At 38.7% G+C, this 16910-nt stretch carries 16 protein-coding genes; 5 read left to right on the plus strand and 11 right to left on the minus strand.

The annotated features are described in order from the left end of the window. Nucleotides 1-233: 233 nt before the first annotated feature. Nucleotides 234-1031 (minus strand): CDP-diacylglycerol--serine O-phosphatidyltransferase, encoded by a 798-nt coding sequence (pssA, locus tag H4J56_RS16930; RefSeq protein WP_182216982.1) that lies wholly within the window; start codon nt 1029-1031, stop codon nt 234-236. 180 nt (nt 1032-1211) lie between these two features. Between pssA and H4J56_RS16935 the strand changes: the two genes are divergently transcribed. Further along, on the plus strand, nt 1212-1658 hold the full coding sequence (locus tag H4J56_RS16935) for a DUF4124 domain-containing protein (RefSeq protein ID WP_182216980.1): 447 nt from the start codon (nt 1212-1214) through the stop codon (nt 1656-1658). Nucleotides 1659-1668: 10 nt separating this feature from the next. On the opposite strand, the gene clpB is transcribed toward H4J56_RS16935, so the two are convergent. The 3 genes from clpB to rluD form a co-directional block, all read right to left on the minus strand. After that, nucleotides 1669-4242, minus strand: a complete 2574-nt coding sequence (clpB, locus tag H4J56_RS16940) for an ATP-dependent chaperone ClpB (protein ID WP_182216978.1) — start codon at nt 4240-4242, stop codon at nt 1669-1671. A gap of 127 nt (nt 4243-4369) precedes the next feature. Continuing rightward, a complete protein-coding gene (pgeF, locus tag H4J56_RS16945; RefSeq protein WP_182251601.1) occupies nt 4370-5188 on the minus strand; it encodes a peptidoglycan editing factor PgeF in 819 nt (272 codons plus the stop codon). Next, nucleotides 5148-6125, minus strand: coding sequence for a 23S rRNA pseudouridine(1911/1915/1917) synthase RluD (gene rluD, locus H4J56_RS16950; RefSeq protein WP_182216975.1), 978 nt, complete (start codon nt 6123-6125; stop codon nt 5148-5150). Before rluD ends, pgeF begins: the two co-directional genes overlap by 41 nt. Before the next feature lie 187 nt (nt 6126-6312). On the opposite strand from rluD, the gene H4J56_RS16955 reads away from it, so the two are divergent. Further along, entirely contained in the window at nt 6313-7077 is a 765-nt protein-coding gene (locus H4J56_RS16955) for an outer membrane protein assembly factor BamD (RefSeq protein ID WP_070374470.1), read from the plus strand. 134 nt (nt 7078-7211) lie between these two features. Here H4J56_RS16955 and glnB read toward each other — a convergent pair whose 3' ends face one another. After that, nucleotides 7212-7550 carry a nitrogen regulatory protein P-II gene (glnB, locus tag H4J56_RS16960; protein ID WP_070374471.1) on the minus strand — a complete coding sequence of 113 codons (339 nt, stop codon included), beginning with the start codon at nt 7548-7550 and terminating at the stop codon, nt 7212-7214. 204 nt (nt 7551-7754) lie between these two features. Here glnB and nadE point away from each other — a divergent pair, with 204 nt between their 5' ends. From nadE to H4J56_RS16975, 3 genes are all read left to right on the plus strand, one after another. Beyond that, nucleotides 7755-8606, plus strand: coding sequence for an ammonia-dependent NAD(+) synthetase (gene nadE, locus H4J56_RS16965; RefSeq protein WP_182222740.1), 852 nt, complete (start codon nt 7755-7757; stop codon nt 8604-8606). A gap of 90 nt (nt 8607-8696) precedes the next feature. Next, nucleotides 8697-9272, plus strand: coding sequence for a GspH/FimT family pseudopilin (locus H4J56_RS16970; RefSeq protein WP_182222739.1), 576 nt, complete (start codon nt 8697-8699; stop codon nt 9270-9272). Between the two features lie 215 nt (nt 9273-9487). Further along, complete coding sequence (locus tag H4J56_RS16975; RefSeq protein ID WP_182216990.1) at nt 9488-10069, plus strand: GspH/FimT family pseudopilin; 582 nt, start codon at nt 9488-9490, stop codon at nt 10067-10069. A gap of 9 nt (nt 10070-10078) precedes the next feature. Here the strand turns inward: H4J56_RS16975 and H4J56_RS16980 are convergent, their stop codons facing one another. The 6 genes from H4J56_RS16980 to pilV form a co-directional block, all read right to left on the minus strand. Continuing rightward, nucleotides 10079-10417 carry a TapY2 family type IVa secretion system protein gene (locus tag H4J56_RS16980; RefSeq protein WP_182222738.1) on the minus strand — a complete coding sequence of 113 codons (339 nt, stop codon included), beginning with the start codon at nt 10415-10417 and terminating at the stop codon, nt 10079-10081. 1 nt (nt 10418) lies between these two features. Continuing rightward, nucleotides 10419-10835 carry a type IV pilin protein gene (locus H4J56_RS16985; RefSeq protein ID WP_182222737.1) on the minus strand — a complete coding sequence of 139 codons (417 nt, stop codon included), beginning with the start codon at nt 10833-10835 and terminating at the stop codon, nt 10419-10421. After that, nucleotides 10835-14413: a pilus assembly protein gene (locus H4J56_RS16990; RefSeq protein WP_182259633.1), complete on the minus strand. Its 3579-nt coding sequence runs from the start codon at nt 14411-14413 to the stop codon at nt 10835-10837. Before H4J56_RS16990 ends, H4J56_RS16985 begins: the two co-directional genes overlap by 1 nt. 2 nt (nt 14414-14415) lie before the next feature. After that, entirely contained in the window at nt 14416-14937 is a 522-nt protein-coding gene (locus H4J56_RS16995; RefSeq protein ID WP_182222735.1) for a PilX N-terminal domain-containing pilus assembly protein, read from the minus strand. Further along, nucleotides 14928-15917 carry a PilW family protein gene (locus tag H4J56_RS17000; protein ID WP_182241585.1) on the minus strand — a complete coding sequence of 330 codons (990 nt, stop codon included), beginning with the start codon at nt 15915-15917 and terminating at the stop codon, nt 14928-14930. The genes H4J56_RS16995 and H4J56_RS17000 overlap by 10 nt, the downstream gene beginning before the upstream one ends. Nucleotides 15918-16006: 89 nt before the next feature. Then, nucleotides 16007-16624: a type IV pilus modification protein PilV gene (gene pilV / locus H4J56_RS17005; protein ID WP_182216967.1), complete on the minus strand. Its 618-nt coding sequence runs from the start codon at nt 16622-16624 to the stop codon at nt 16007-16009. Nucleotides 16625-16910 lie beyond the last annotated feature (286 nt).

The raw sequence follows: 16910 nt of genomic DNA on the forward strand, positions 1-16910 counted from the left end.
GATGTAGATAACTTATCAAAACAGCTCTTTCGTGGTTCGTTTTGACTGAACCCCTTGGAACTGGAGCGCATTCTAGACATTTCTCGCTGGGCGTCAACCCTTTTTTGTAATAACTTTGAAATAAATGCTTATTCGCTCGATTAACGTACAAACTGTATTTTTATTGTGGTTTAATCAAACAACTAATGCCTTTTGCTCACAAAGCTGGTGCTACAGACAGTTAATTACTGCTGTTATTTATCTTTCGAGTTATCAACCGTATTAAAGTCTTCATCTTTGTCATCACCGACGACATCTTCTAATTTTAACTTATTAACAGAGCGGATAGTCGTAAACGGCCCCGAGCAAGCATAGAAGCCAAAGACGATAAGTAAAACATTCTCTGGGCTAGAAGCGATAATGACGAAGGCGAGTACAATGAGCAAAACCACAAAAAAATTAACTTTCCCCTTCCAATCGACTTCTTTAAAACTGTTGTAACGAAAGTTACTGACCATCAATAATCCTGCAAGCATAGTAATAATGCCAACAACAATGCCATAGTCTTGGCCATTTATTTGATATTCTGCACCAACCCAGACCAAACTGGCAATAACTGCCGCGGCCGCGGGGCTTGCTAAACCTTGAAAAAAGCGTGCATCAGCAATACCCACCTGCGTATTAAAACGTGCTAAACGAAGTGCTGCACAGGCAACAAAGACAAAAGCGGCTAACCAACCAAATTTTCCGTAACTCGATAACGCCCAGTTATAAGCGACAAGTCCGGGGGCTATACCAAAAGAGACCATATCAGCCATACTGTCATATTCGGCACCAAATTCACTTTGTGTATTTGTCATCCGAGCAACGCGCCCATCTAAACCATCAAATATCATGGCAATGAATATTGCTACAGCTGCACTAATAAAATGACCATTCATTGAGGAAACTATGGCAAAAAAACCAGAAAAAAGTCCTGCGGTTGTTAATAGGTTAGGTAATAGGTAAATACCTTTCGAAGGAGTACTGGTATTTGTTTTTTTATCATTCATTATTGTTACAACGCTTGTTTAAAAATATATAGGTATAGTTAATCAAATCTAACATAAAAAACTATCATGGGTATATTAGAGAGTAATAGCATAATAATTCCTCGTTATAATTTGTAAAGTCCCAATTGTATTGTTATATAAAGTATTAGGATTTTTCTTTATATAGTTAATAGGTGACCAATGAGTTTTCGTATTCTGTTATTTGGGCTGATATTTTATTTTGGCTTTTGTTCGGCGAGTGAACTAATGGTTTATCGCTGGGTAGATGAAAACAATGTTGTTCATTTTAGTCAACATCAACCTGTTGGTGATGAGTACACCCAATTTTTAGTGTCTAATCAGTCAAGTGTAACTAGTCGCGCAGACATTATTACCAACCCGCTAGTTTCAGATGACGATGTGATCTCTCAACAAAATCAAGATAACCTCACGGCGACTATAAACAGACCTGAAAAATGTCTAGAGGCACAAGAAAATATTGCCATGTTAATGGCTTTTGATAAGGTACAATATACGGATGAAAAAGGCAGTAAACAGATATTAACAAAAACAGAGAAACAACAGCAATTAGCGATAAACCAAAAACGCACAGAAGTTTACTGTGCGTCTTTAAGTGAAATGCCATAATACAAATTTGTTAGTGCGTAAAAACTAATTCACCGTCACTGACTTCAATACTTATCTCTGCCTTGTTTTTAAAGGCTCCCGACAATATTTTCTGAGCTAATGGGTTTTCAATTTTTTGTCTAATTACCCTTTTCAATGGTCTTGCTCCAAATAGGGGATCAAATCCAGCCAAAGAAATCAGCGCAAGTGCTTCTTGGCTAATTGATAGCTTAATATCTTGGTCTGCTAAACGATCTCTTAGACCGTCAATTTGTATTGCTGCTATTTTTTCTATCTGTTGTGATATTAATGGATGAAAAACAACTGTTTCATCAATGCGATTAATAAACTCAGGCTTAAAATGTAAACTCACTTCTGACATTACCTTAGATTTCATTTCTTCATACTGACCGTCATCAGCAAATTTTTGAATGTGATCAGAGCCAATATTAGAAGTCATAATGATAACAGTGTTTTTAAAATCAACAGTTCGCCCTTGACCATCCGTTAAACGTCCATCATCGAGCACTTGTAATAATATATTAAAAACATCACTGTGCGCTTTTTCAATTTCATCAAGAAGAATAACAGAATAAGGTTTGCGTCGAACAGCTTCAGTTAAATAGCCCCCTTCTTCATACCCTACATATCCGGGAGGAGCCCCCACTAACCGAGAAACTGAATGTTTCTCCATAAATTCAGACATATCGACACGAATAAGTGCATCTTCACTGTCAAAAAGATAATGGGCTAATGCTTTCGTAAGTTCGGTTTTACCCACACCAGTAGGACCTAAAAATAAAAACGATCCTATCGGCTGGCTTGGATCGGCAAGCCCAGCTCTTGAACGTCGGATAGCATTCGAAACACTGATAACCGCTTCGTTTTGTCCTATAACTCGCTGATGCAAGTTATCCTCCATTTGCAGTAACTTATCGCATTCTTCTTCAAGCATCTTAGAAACAGGAATACCCGTTGCTCGACTTAATACATCAGCAATTTCAACTTCAGTGACTTTATTTTTTAATAACGTCATTTCTTGCATTTCTGCTTGGCTTGCTAAGTCGAGTTGTTTTTCTAATTCCGGTATTTTGCCATATTGTAATTCTGACATTTGGTTAAGATCGCCCAATCGTCGGGCAGCCTCTAAGTCAAGCCGAGCTTGTTCTAAATCTGTTTTAATAGCCTGTGTACCATGTAAAGCAGCCTTTTCAGTTTTCCAAATCTCGTCTAACTCATCAAAATTAGTCTGACAAACGCTAAGATCCAATGAGATCAGTCCTAAACGTTTTTTAGAAGCCTCATCTGAATCTTTCTCTAATGCCCGTTGTTCTAATTTCAGTTGAATGATACGCCGCTCTAATCGGTCTAAGTCTTCAGGCTTAGAATCTATTTGCATACGAATACTAGAAGCCGCTTCATCTATAAGATCAATCGCTTTATCAGGTAATTGTCTATCACTGATATAACGATGTGACAAAGTAGCAGCGGCGACTATGGCTGGATCGGTAATATCAACACTGTGATGAAGTTCGTAACGCTCTTTTAAACCGCGCAATATGGCAATCGTATCTTCAACACTAGGCTCTTCGATTAATATTTTTTGAAAACGACGCTCTAAGGCTGCATCCTTTTCAATATATTGACGATATTCGTCCAATGTTGTCGCGCCGACACAATGTAAATCACCACGGGCAAGTGCTGGTTTTAACATATTTCCAGCATCCATCGCGCCATCAGATTTACCTGCACCGACCATAGTATGAAGTTCATCAATAAATAAAATGACTTGCCCTTCTTCTTTGGCTAGCTCACTCAATACCGCCTTTAAACGTTCTTCAAATTCACCACGATATTTAGCGCCAGCAACCAAAGCACCCATATCCAATGACAATACCCGCTTACCTTTTAACCCTTCAGGAACTTCATGATTAATGATACGTTGTGCTAACCCTTCGGCGATGGCTGTTTTACCAACACCTGGCTGACCAATTAATACCGGATTATTTTTCGTACGACGTTGTAAAACTTGTATCGTGCGACGTATTTCATCATCTCGGCCAATAACGGGATCTAGTTTGCCCTGCTCGGCAAGCTCTGTTAGGTTCACCGTATATTTATCAAGTGCTTGTCGAACATCTTCAGCATTAGGCTCATCAACTTTTTGACCGCCACGCACATGTAATATTGCATCTTGAACACGTTGTTCACTTGCCCCAAGCGACTTTAATATTTGGCCTAGTTTTCCTTTGTCTTCAATAGCGGCAAGGATAAAAACATCAGAAGATATATACTTATCACCCATTTTTTGTGCGAACTTATCGCAGAGGTTAAGTAAGTTCCCCATAGCAGAAGAAAGTTGTACGTCGCCACCCGATCCAGAAACTTGCGCAAGTTGTTCTATAACCGTCTCGACTTGTGATCGCAGTGAAAGAACATTAATTCCTGCACTTTTCAATAAGGGTATAATGCTACTCGCGTTCTGATTTAATAGCGCTAACATGATATGCACGGGTTCTATAAATTGATGATCCCGACCTAATGCTATTGACTGTGCGTCTGAAATAGCGACTTGAAATGCTTGGGTTAATCTGTCTAAACGCATGAGGCTCTCCTGCCTAACAAAGAAAAATATTCTTTTATACCTTATAGATAAGGATATAATTGAAATTTTTCAAGGAACAAAATGAAAAGCTTTTGATTTGAAATAAGATTTAGTTTGTTTTTTAAACTTATTTTCGACAAATGATGGAAACCATTCGTCCGGTAATGGTATCTCGTCGATAAGAGTAATACTGCTGTTCATTAGAATAGGTACAATGGTTTAAATGATGAACCTTATTAATACCGAGCGTATTTAGTTGGATTCTTGCTATCATTGCTAAATTGGCTAGGTATTTACCTTTATGTTTTTCCAGCGCTAATGGTTCATTTATAGCAGTGAAAGCCGATACAAATTTTTCTGACTGACTTTCAAAGGCACACTTTACTTCTTGCCCTACTTCAAAAGCATATTCACCAATACAAGGCCCCAACCAAGCAATGATATTTTCATTGTCTGTTTTCATATTATTGACGGTATTGGTAATAATATTTTTAGCTAAGGGTTTCCAACCACCATGGATCGCAGCAATTTCACTGCCGTCTATTGCAGTTAATAATATCGGTAAACAATCAGCGGTCATCACGGCTAAAGCAATATTCTTTTGCCGAGTGATTATCGCATCAGCTACTAAAGGCGTTTTTGAATAAGATTCTATGGTCACAACTTTATTACCATGAACTTGTTCAAGCCATTGAATTTTTGTATTAAGCGGTAAGTATGCGAGTAACGAAGCTCTATTTTTATTGACATTAACCAAGTCATCACCAACATGTTCGCCCAAGTTAAATTGGCCGTATACTGAAGAATAGCTATGATTAGAGGATAACGATTTTTTTTGAGGATGGAGTCTTGTCGAAGTAAAAGCCAGTACATTTAGTACTGGCCATTCTATATTGTAGAGACTGTTATAAATAGTCGTCTGTTGCGTTGATTTTCGAATCTTCACGCAAAACATTTGTTAAATTAACCATATCCTCTGGAATAGGTGCATGCCAAGTCATTTCTTCACCTGTTATAGGGTGAAATAATGACAACATTGCCGCATGTAATGCTTGGCGCTTAAAACTACGCAATAAATCCCGCAAATCTTCTGTCGCATTTTTAGGAGGACGAGGACGACCACCGTAGTTAGGATCTCCAATCAATGGATGGGTTATATGCGCCATATGAACACGAATTTGATGTGTACGACCCGTTTCAAGACGTAATCTTAAACGTGTGTGTAAACGGAATTTTTCCATTACACGATAATGCGTTACCGATGGACGTCCAAAAGGACTAACAGCCATGTGTGTTCTTTTGGTTGAATGACGACCTATAGGTTCATCAACCATACCACCAGCTGTCATTAGACCATTAGCAATCGCTTCATACTCACGCGTTATTTCACGCTCTTGTATAGCATCGACTAAGTTTGTTTGCGCTGCAATTGTTTTAGCAATAACCATCAAACCCGTTGTGTCTTTATCTAGTCTATGGACGATACCGGCACGAGGGACAACATCAAGCTGTGGGCAATGATACAATAAAGCATTAAGTACCGTGCCATCAGGATTACCTGCACCTGGGTGAACTACAAAACCAGCAGGTTTATTAATAACTATAATATCGTCATCTTCATAAACAATATTTAAAGGAATATTTTGTGGTTCAAATCGCACGTCGCCTTCAACTTCAGTTGATATTTTGATCACTTCCCCGCCAAACATTTTCTCGCGTGGTATTATCAAAATAGCGCCGTTTAAAGTAACGTGACCTGCTAAGATCCATTCTTTTATGCGAGAACGAGAATATTCAGGGAACATCTCAGCTAATGTTTGGTCGAATCGTTTACCTAAACAAGTTTCAGGAACCGTATCTGTATGTTGAATTATTTCAGCCATTAAAATTTCTATTTAACTCTCTATAAATTTACTATGAATTAGCGCTGTGCAAGGCAAGTATGCTAGGTTAGAATGCCAGTGTTTATTTTACCTCTTTGCTCTATTAATTACATTAAGTAATTTGCAAAGGACGTATATTTATTTAACTAATACCTTTAACTAAAACAAAGTAGTGATAACAAAGTCTATGCAAAATTTGACAATAAAAATGATAATACTAGTGCTTTCATTAGGGCTAGCGGCGTGTTCATCATCAAACAAAACCGACATTGAAAAAGTACCAGACAAGTCAGCACAAGCATTGTTCACCGATGCTAGAACTGCGCTTGATAGTGGCTTATATCAACGAGCTATCCAGATTTTATCAGCAATTGACTCACGCTTTCCATTTGGTCCTATCTCTCATCAAGTGCAATTAGACTTAATTTACGCTTATTATAAGAGTGGTAATTCAGCTCAAGGTATTGCTTTGGCGGATCGTTTCCTGCGTTTAAATCCTGATCATGTCAATCTTGATTATGTTTATTACATGCGAGCGTTAATCAATATTTCAACTGAAGAGAACCTTTTTCAAGAATTAGCAGGCATTGATCGTTCAGACAGAGATCCAACAGCTGCTCGCGAAGCATTCAAAGACTTTAAAACGATTTTGACTGAGCTACCGCAAAGCAAATATGCCGCTGATGCACGCAAACGTATGATTGGTATAAAATCACGTTTAGCTAAGTATGAATTAACAGTAGCTCGTTTTTATATGAAACGTGATGCTTGGGCCTCAGCAGCAAATCGTGGTAAGTACATTGTTGAATACTTCTCGCCTAGCCAGGAAGTGGAACAAGCCTTAGAGATTATGATTGAGTGTTACGACAAGTTAGATTTAATGGATTTAAAAATTAATGCGAAGCAAGTCTTAGCAGCAAATTATCCAAATAATAAGTTTTTAACTCGTTAAGTTTTAACTGTTTATTAGCATTGAAATAAAAGCTATAAAATTTGCCTTATCAATAATAAGGTTTAAATTAATAAAAAGCCCATTGAGATATAATACTCAATGGGCTTTTTTTATGATGGGATTAACTGATAAAATTAAATAGCGGCTTCATCTTCTTCACCCGTACGGATTCTGATCACCCGCTCAACATCAGTGATAAATATTTTTCCATCACCAATTTTACCGGTTTGCGCTGTTTCTATAATAGCATTAACACAACGCTCAACTTGTTCTGTGGTGACAACAATTTCTAATTTTACTTTCGGTAAGAAATCAACCATATATTCTGCACCACGATAGAGCTCAGTGTGCCCTTTTTGTCGGCCAAAACCTTTTACTTCTGAAACAGTCATACCTGTGATGCCAATTTCACTTAATGCTTCACGCACATCATCCATTTTAAATGGTTTGATAATTGCTTCTATTTTTTTCATTGTTGTTATCCATTAACCGCGAAATATACTTTGAATTGTACACAATTATATCAAATAAACCCAAGCGCTATATTTGTTGTAAGTCATTTAAATTTCAGATACGGATTAAACTAGCCAATACCGGTTACCTATATATTGAAGTATCACAGGTATACGTTACACTAGGATAATTTAACTTATCAAATAACTATCAAAGGAAGTTGAATGGATCCGCAATTGATCATAAATGAAATGAGAGTTTTACCTCAAATAGATGCTGTGTTTGAGATAAAACGCCGTATTGAATTTATCAAAAAAACACTTAAGGCTGCCGGACTCAAAAATTTAGTGCTAGGCATCAGTGGCGGTGTCGACTCTTCTACCTGTGGACGTCTTGCACAACTTGCTATTGATGAGCTCAATGCTGAAGAAAGAATCGCTAATAATAATTCGACATCATCCTATCAATTTATTGCGGTTCGTTTACCTTATGGCGTGCAAGCAGATGAAGACGATGCCCAGCTCGCTTTGGACTTTATTCAACCGACACATAGTTTAGTAACCAATATATTGAATGCCGTTAATGGCATTCACATTGAAACGCTTAACGCGCTTAACCAAGCAAATATCTTATCGGCAGACGATGAAAAAATCGATTTTTCAAAAGGTAATGCCAAAGCTAGAAGCCGAATGGTAACGCAATATCATATTGCCGGTATTGTTGGCGCACTGGTTTTAGGGACAGATCATTCAGCAGAAAACATTACTGGATTTTTCACTAAATGGGGCGATGGTGCCTGTGATTTAGCGCCTTTATTTGGTTTATCTAAACGCCAAGTACGGTTATTAGCAGAAAATTTAGGTGCGCCAGACTTATTAATTAATAAAGCTCCAACCGCGGATCTTGAAGAATTGGATCCAGGAAAAACTGACGAAGATGCATTAGGTATCAGTTATGAGCAGTTAGATGATTTCTTGGAAGGCAAACCAGTAGCAGCAGAGGTGCAAGCACTTATCATTAATATTTATCAAAAAACCCAACATAAGCGATTACCTATTCCAACAATTTACGATTAAATTTAACTTGTAAGCGCTAAACTTGTAAATTTAACGTTAACAGCTATACCTAGTAATACATCTACTCTAGCCAACGGACGGCTTAATGTTATGTCATACTTATCGTTTAAAATAATGGGTTTCACTCTCATTGAAACCTTAATCACGCTAGCTATATTAATTTTCCTTACCGCTATAGCTGTTCCTACGTTTGCAGATTTAAGGATAAGAATACGTGTTGATAAAGAGATCACAGCCTTACATCGCCTATTATTATTAACAAGAAATCATGCGGTTAATCAGGAACGTTTTGTTACTGTTTGTCCACTTACCCCTTCTGGTCAGTGCTCAAACGAATGGCATAAAACGCTGACTGTATTCTATGATGATAATAAGAACAAAGCGCTTGATGCCTCAAGTGCTGAAGTGATTATAAAAATAAAATCAGCCATAAAGTCAGGCGATAAATTACAGTATGCTCAAGGCAGAACAGCATTAATTTACGCACCCAGTGGACGGCTCGCAGTGTGGGGAGGTAATGGTACTTTCCGCTATTGTCCAAAATCACACAGTAATAAATCAAGAGGAATTATCATTTCAGGCGCTGGGCGGTTTTATTTATCGAGCGACCAAAATATGGATGGAGCCGATGAAAATCGTAGCGGTCGAATCATTCGCTGTCACTAATCTATGACAACAAGCGCTTTTAAAAAGCATAGAGCTTGTTATCATTTTAATAATAACAAGCTCTGATATCGATAACAGCAACCTAGCGAAAGAGTGACTTAAGTGATATAACTTAATTATCTTGAAATATTCTCACACAGTTTTGAATATGATGTAATCCCCATAAGACTAACTAGGTGCTCTCATGGGTATAACAAGAAATTAAGGCTTATATTATGAAGTATGATTATTTGCAATCAAACAACAAGCGACAGGGCTTTACACTCGTTGAATTGATGATAACTATCGCTATTGGGGCAACGTTAATGGCGATAGCGCTACCAAACTTCAATAGTTTTTTAGTTGAAACACGCGTCGACAATGAAATTTCTCATTTACAAAGACTACTATTAACAGCAAGAAATACCGCCATAAATGCAGAACAATCGGTTACCTTGTGCCCACTTAATGCAAGTAATAGTTGTGATACTAATTGGCAAAACGAAGTCAGTGTTTTTATTGATATAGATGGCGATAAAACTTATGAACCCGCCTCTGACGAAAGAATAGTTGCAGTAAAGGCTAAAATAAAAACTAATGACAAACTTCAGTACGGCCAAGATAGCATTATATACAGACCTACAGGCAACATCACAGGTGGCGTTAGTGCTAGCCCATTTAAATATTGTCCAAAAGACTACCCGGCCAAGTCAAGAGGTATTACAGTAACTACCTCTGGACGTTCATACGTTACCTCAGACACAGATAGCGACGGCATTGATGAAGACCGCTCAGGCAATGAAATTACTTGCAGTTAAGTCTCCTCTTTAACGAGCAGTGTTTTCATCTAATTTTTTTGAAAGATCATTGGAAAAATCATCATTTGATTTAACACACTCTTTTACTTGATGAACTTGCTGCTTTTGCTTTGAAAAGCCAGTCGCTATTTTTTTACCGACTAACCAATCAGGATATTTTGCCAGTTTATTAGAACCAATAATGCCAAAATGAATAATGTCGTTACCGCCCATTAGTTCAACATGACATTTAATCTTAATTTTTGTCGATTTGTCTGTCGTCTTTGCCACGCTATCAATACTTATAACAAGTAGGCTTACAAAAAGTAAGTTGAGCGCTAAGCAATGCTTAAATAACAATTTCATCATATTACTCCCAGCAATTGGTTGATGTTGCTGTTTTCTGACCACTATCGGTTACCGATAAGGTTAAACAAGAAGAATCATTAGTCGCTTGCGTACCTCTCGCCGTAGCTTTAAGGGTATATGTTACCCCAACTACCACAGCATCAATGCTATAAAAGCCCGAGTCTGTAATATAAGGGTCTGCAGACGCACCTAATTTTTTCATATCTGTGGTGTATGCTCGATGATCAATAAAATACTGCTCTTGCAAACTTGCTAAGCGCAACAATTCACGTTGGCCCTCGCTACGATTTGCCCTTGAAATATTATCAATATATGACGGATAAGCAATCGAAGCTAGAATGCCCACTACAGCAACCGATATCATTAGCTCAAGCAAAGTAAAACCTTTAACTCGCCCTTTATTTTTACTCACTATCATTAATTTGACTCCGTTACATAAAGGTAAATTCTTGACGTTTCTAGGCTAACGCCTAACGGAATAATTTTCCCTGCTAATAGTTTTATCGTGGCAATCACTTCTGCTTCCTCTTCAACAGGCGGACAATCGCCTTCGCAAGGTTCTTGAGGCGCTTTTGGGTCTTTAGTAATAATAATTGAAGGAGTATCAGGAATACCGGCCGCTATTTCCCATGTTCTCCAGTCATAGACAGTCGTGCCAAGCGCTAAGTCCACCGCATATAAAATACCCGAACCATCACTTAATTCACAACTGTCAGGATCTGCAGAGACCGCGGCAGGGGTAAATGAAGTGAAGTAAGCAACGCCATTAATAACGATGGCTGAGGCCGTATTTTTCTCACCATCGCCAACGAAATCCATAAACCAACCTTTTTTATTGCCAACGTTTATTTCGAGTGTCTGCAAATTTTCGGCAGTCAATGCCTGGCCAAACGGGTTGTTAGTGTAGTCGTAAAGATCTGTTGCTAAGATAACAGCGGGTATTGCCAATTGTGGGTGCGTAGGTGAAGCAACAAATGATGTGGTTACAATATTGGCATCTTTAATCATGAAAAATTTATCGTCAGTATCATTGGCCGCAGGTGTTGATCGGTCGCCACTCCCAATAAGTATCGCTTCGTAGGGTCTTTCCTGTTTTGTTACCACGGTTGAACTAGTACCATTAGCATCAACTGATGTAGTTTCTATCGTGTCTGAAATATACGTTCTAGCAATTGAAGGTTCGCTAAAAAAACGGCGATCTGTCGCATGAGTTGTTCCACCCAACTCAGCTAATTTAAAAGCAGTCCACGGCGATGTTCCACTAAAGGGAGCATTGCCTGGCATATCAACACGCCAAAAATTTCCACCGGTATCGCCAAAATAAAGACGATCGGTTAAACCATCAGAATCACTGTCTAAGATAGCGAGGCTAGAAGGCACGCTATCAGTTATCTCAGTAAATTGAGTATTAGTTGCACTCGTTGCATCAGGGCTTAAACTCCATTTTAGTACACCTGTTTCTGCATCGACCATATAAACAGCTCGGCCTAAGGTATCATCTGCACCAACGGTTAAGTTATCTTTAGTTGTGTCATATCCGCCAGCGAAAAAGAGTACAGGTTTTGGTGTACCATTTTCTATATTAAGCGCTGAAAATCCTATTTTAGGTTGCGACCATGATTGTCCTAAATAGCTAAATCCTGGTGAGCTTGCATCTAGGTGCCACAATAACTTAGGAGTATCGGGGTCACTAACATCCATAGCATAATATGAAGAACCGCCACGACGTAAACCAAAAAATATCCATGCTTTATCACCACTTGTACTATCAATAGACCCATCACCATTGACGTCCAGCAAGTATGAAACGGCAGGGCTGTCTATGCCGTATGATTTACCTGATGAAGTAAAGTTTTCACGTAAAGCTTTTATTTTTGAAAAAAATTCTTTAGGCATAAAAGACCAGTTTTCATCAACCGTTTCACCGTTATCGTCAAACATATGTAAAACACCCGCATTGGTGCCAACGATTATGCGAATATCTTGATCATTACTTGCACCACCATAATTAATAACTAGTGGTTTAGAGTGCAGTGGATCACCAAAAACATCACTACGGATATCTGTGGTTGAACTATCGTTGTCTTCATCATCAACGTCAATTCCCTTGGCCCAATTGAGCATGCCATCAATGTCATCAATTTCAGTATCCAATTCACTTGCTAGCGTCGCTTCGTCACCGTAGGATGTTTCGGCATTCGTTCGTGTTAGTAGCATTAAGGCACCATTAACCCCAATATCACTGACAATAACGCGTGTAGATTTAGTACGTAACATTTCAGCTACGCCACCTTTTTTAACATCGTTACCATCTGGATTGGTATCTGTGCTCCAAAAGGTTTTGGCATTTTTTGAAATATTGCCATTATCATCAATAGCACCAGCACCCGTTCTATCGACTTGCTGACCATCGGTCACTTTAAGTTTTTTTAAATTTCCTTGCCACCTTGCACCATGATCAGGAACGAACATCGCATAATAAACTGAATCTAAAGTTTCGGTTCTATCAAAATTATTTGAGGCAACCGAAGGAGCTGTAAAGCTAGTATTCACTTCCAAAATATTGGTTAATGCCGATTGAAGTGAAGCCAGTAAGGCACTGGGATCTTTAGCCGGGTAATATTGACCACCCCCCAATTTTGCAGCTTCACGTAATAACGCTCCCGCATCATCAATAGCATCTTGGCCAAACCCTATCGTAAAGAGTGTTGATGATTGCACATCAGGTAAGGTGCTATGTAAATCATGGGTGTGCATCCAACCCGCGAGTGCCGCTAAATAGTTATTAGTACCATTAACGTTAAACGGTAGGCCGATATCAGGTAAGCTTTGAATATAAGTGTTAGCGGCAAGATCCCTAGTCGGCTCACCATCTGTAATCATAATCACATAAACTTCATTAGTACATGAATTAAAGGGGGATTGATAAACCCCCGCATCTTCAATAGAGGTATCTCTTGGCGGTGTATTACCACGATAAGTATTACCATCATAATTTGAATCATTATCACCAAAATCTACTGACATACCTGCAAAGTAGCGCGAAGCCTCATAAAGTGATTCACATAATGGCGTATTCGTTTCACCATCAATATCTAAATCAATAATATTTACTAATTCAGCGCGAGCTGCTGCGGTCATTTCTTGGATACCAAAAACAATTCTGCCGCCATCGCGAACAAATTCGCCAGAATGGTTATAATTAAAAACTTGTAAACCAAAATCAACAGAAGGTGCCGATTCAATTAAATCAGTAACGGTATCTTGTGCTATTTCTAAACGGGTGCGATTAACCTGTTCAAGCGTTTCACTGTTTGCCCAACGCAAATAGTTGTCGGTATAAAGTGTAACAACCTCACCCGACCAAATAACATTTGAATTATTGGCGTTTGCCGTATAATAAACAGGACTTTGTTTCGAACCCTCACCATCGATGGGAAAGCCATCGGGTAAATCAACAACAGAACCGTTATTTGTTTTTATACCTGCATTAACCTCAGGGTTTGCAGGCACTAAATTAACATCATCTTCGCAGTCAATGACATCAATATTAGCACCATTGTTATCGGGAATTTCTTGCCAGCTACCTGAGTTTCCTTGAAAGGCATATTCACGAATGTGTCCGGTATAAAAGCCAACAGATGCTAAACGTTCACGGGCAGTTGCACAGCTATTAATAGCATCAAGAAAACGACGGCTTTCACTAGGACTATCGGGAACAAGGGAAGAAGAGCCATCAATGCCACCTCGAGTAAAATAAATAAATTTATCTGATAAGGAGTTATCGCTTCCAACCGCGGGGTAAACTGTATTAGGATCATAGGGTTCATCGACTGACTCTAAACTATTCATGCTGCCTGAATTATCAAAAATAATCAGTACTTGTGGTTTATTACCGGTACGCTGTGCTGCATCACCAATATACAGTTCAATATCTTCACTATAAGCAGCAAGAGATGTAAATATCAATGCGCTACATAATAATAATTTTTTCATGATCAGTTCCCCACATTAAGTAGTTGTTGCGATACACCAGAATTAACTTCTATGGTGCTTTTGTTGGTGCGACCATACAGTCGAGTGACCTGCACCTTAAGTACATTACACTTAAATACCTGTACGGAAGAAGCTGCTCGAGAGTGGGGGCAATCGGCTGCAATCTTATACGGATTAGCCAGTGTAATTTCTGCACTGGTATTACTTGCACTACTCACTACGGGTGAGAGTGGAAATTTGGCGATTTCAGAAGCAAAAGCATTGGTTCCACTTATTTGCGTGACTTCTTTATAAATAACTTCATCAATAGTACTAACCGCTTCTTGGGTAGCAACCACTTTTTCTTCACTTGCTCCAGACATTTTCATATCAATGGTGGTATTTTGCATCAATGCAGCAGCAACGGCGGTTAAAGCAATCAAAAAAACTAGTGAAACGATTAGCACAACACCGCTTTGTTTGTGACCTAGTTTTAAATTACCAGAACAAATTAAATAACGGTTTCTTATAACTTTTATGGCCATGAGTCGACCCTCGCATTGTAAAGTGTGATGGTAGAGCTAAATAATAAACGTCGATAATTATCCCCTTTACCTTCACCATCGATAAAGTTGATAGGAAGATCACCAAGCTGATAAGTGTTAAGATTTTCATAATCTCTGTCAGGCAAGATATTTCGCGCTAAGACAAAAATCTTAACGGCAAGTATCCGTACATTACTTTCATTATCCCAGTAAGCTGTTGTCATGTTATCTGCAGAAATAAAAGCATTGACGATACCGTTGTTGGTCGTATCTACGCCATACATAAAGCGGATGTATTCAATGCCTTCAACGACCATATCAAGATTCATCACCGAAGCTTTATTTTGTAATCGACCTTGCACTAGAACCGGCACTTTATTGGTGCCTTGATTGTCTTCACGCACATAGTAAATGTGCTGCTGATATTCCCAGATCTGGCCCAAATTTAGTGTTGGTATGGCAGCGCCACCCGCAAATATCGCAGCCGTATTAGGGTTTGAAATGATATAGTAGTTATCACTAGAAATATCGGCTAGCGCTGTCGTTGATGAAACAGCTCTTTTTAATTGCAATACATCAGAACCAATTTTAGCATTGGTAATACAGCCCATTAAGTTGACATTGTTGACTGTTTTCCCCCACAAGGTTCTAAAATGGCCAATAGCTGCAGGGAAACTGGCATTATTAACGCCTTCACCAATACAATCACCAGAAACTGTTGATGGTAAAGGTGAACTTACCAAGCCACTTACATCGAGGTTTCCTGATAAGTCGCCCCAAAAGCTTTGTCGTAATAAGTCATCACTGAGTAAGCTAATCGCATACCTGCCATTTTCTTGTAACTCTCCATAACTGGTGGTCTCAACAGTGGTCGTTTTCATACCAACAAAAACACTTAATATGCCTAGCAGCAACATTAAACCTACCGCAAGCGATATAAATATTTCGATTAAACTAAAACCTCGTTGAGCATTAACCATTATCATCTCTTACTAAACAAAATCAATATTATCTATAATTCAAAGCATTAACATCACGATGAACGTTAACAGTGATTGCTTTGCTTGCCTTAATATATAAAAGCTTCAACCGTAACTTGTCGACGTTTACTGGTACTTGTACCACAGGCGTTGGCCAGTGTTGCAGCTGCAGAACTATTGTTATCGGCGTCATAACCATCAGCCGTTGCGACTCTGCCCTGCCAGCTGATCACAACAGTAACTGCATTTTTATTATGATCAATACAACCGACAGCACCAACTAAGCCACCAGTATTTTTACCACCAGCAGTAACATCAGCGCCCATAAGTTTGACTTCCCATTCATACAAATCATTGGTGGTCATTTGTGCACTTGTACACAAAGAAGCAACTGAATTACACCTAACGTCAGCGTCAGGCGGAGTATTCAATGCTGCGCCATAAACACCTTGATAACTCTCTAAAGTAAGAATATCAGAATCATTACTGCGCATTCGTTCGATAATATCTTGAGCTAACGCTGAGGCTACAGAGCGTTGCATCGCATCAAAACTGCCTTTCTTAGCTGACGCCTGCATGGCAACCGCACCAAAAATACCCGTCACTAAAATAACTAAAGCGACTAAAACCTCTATTAGTGTCATGCCCTTTTGTACTTGGGCTGGTTTTCTTTTAGGATAACTCGTCCTAAGTGTGCTGTTACCCATGAGACTCCTTAATACACTGACAAAAATTGCTGACTACCCAGAAAAATAATGCTTTAAAATATAGAGTGAATGGGAGATAAATAAAAGAAACAGCATTGATGAGTATACTTTTAAGTGACAAACACAAAACAGACCCAAATAGAATTTTAAAGGCGAGGAGAAGCGAAACTAAGCGTAGCGCTAAGAATTCGATTGAGAACTTATATGTGTTAAAAATCACTAACGTGAACCGCATTAACTCATACCTTAAAAATCTATTATTGAATAGCCTATGTACATAGTGACT

This window comes from Colwellia sp. BRX8-4, assembly GCF_014077345.1.
In the GTDB taxonomy this organism is placed as follows: domain Bacteria; phylum Pseudomonadota; class Gammaproteobacteria; order Enterobacterales; family Alteromonadaceae; genus Colwellia_A.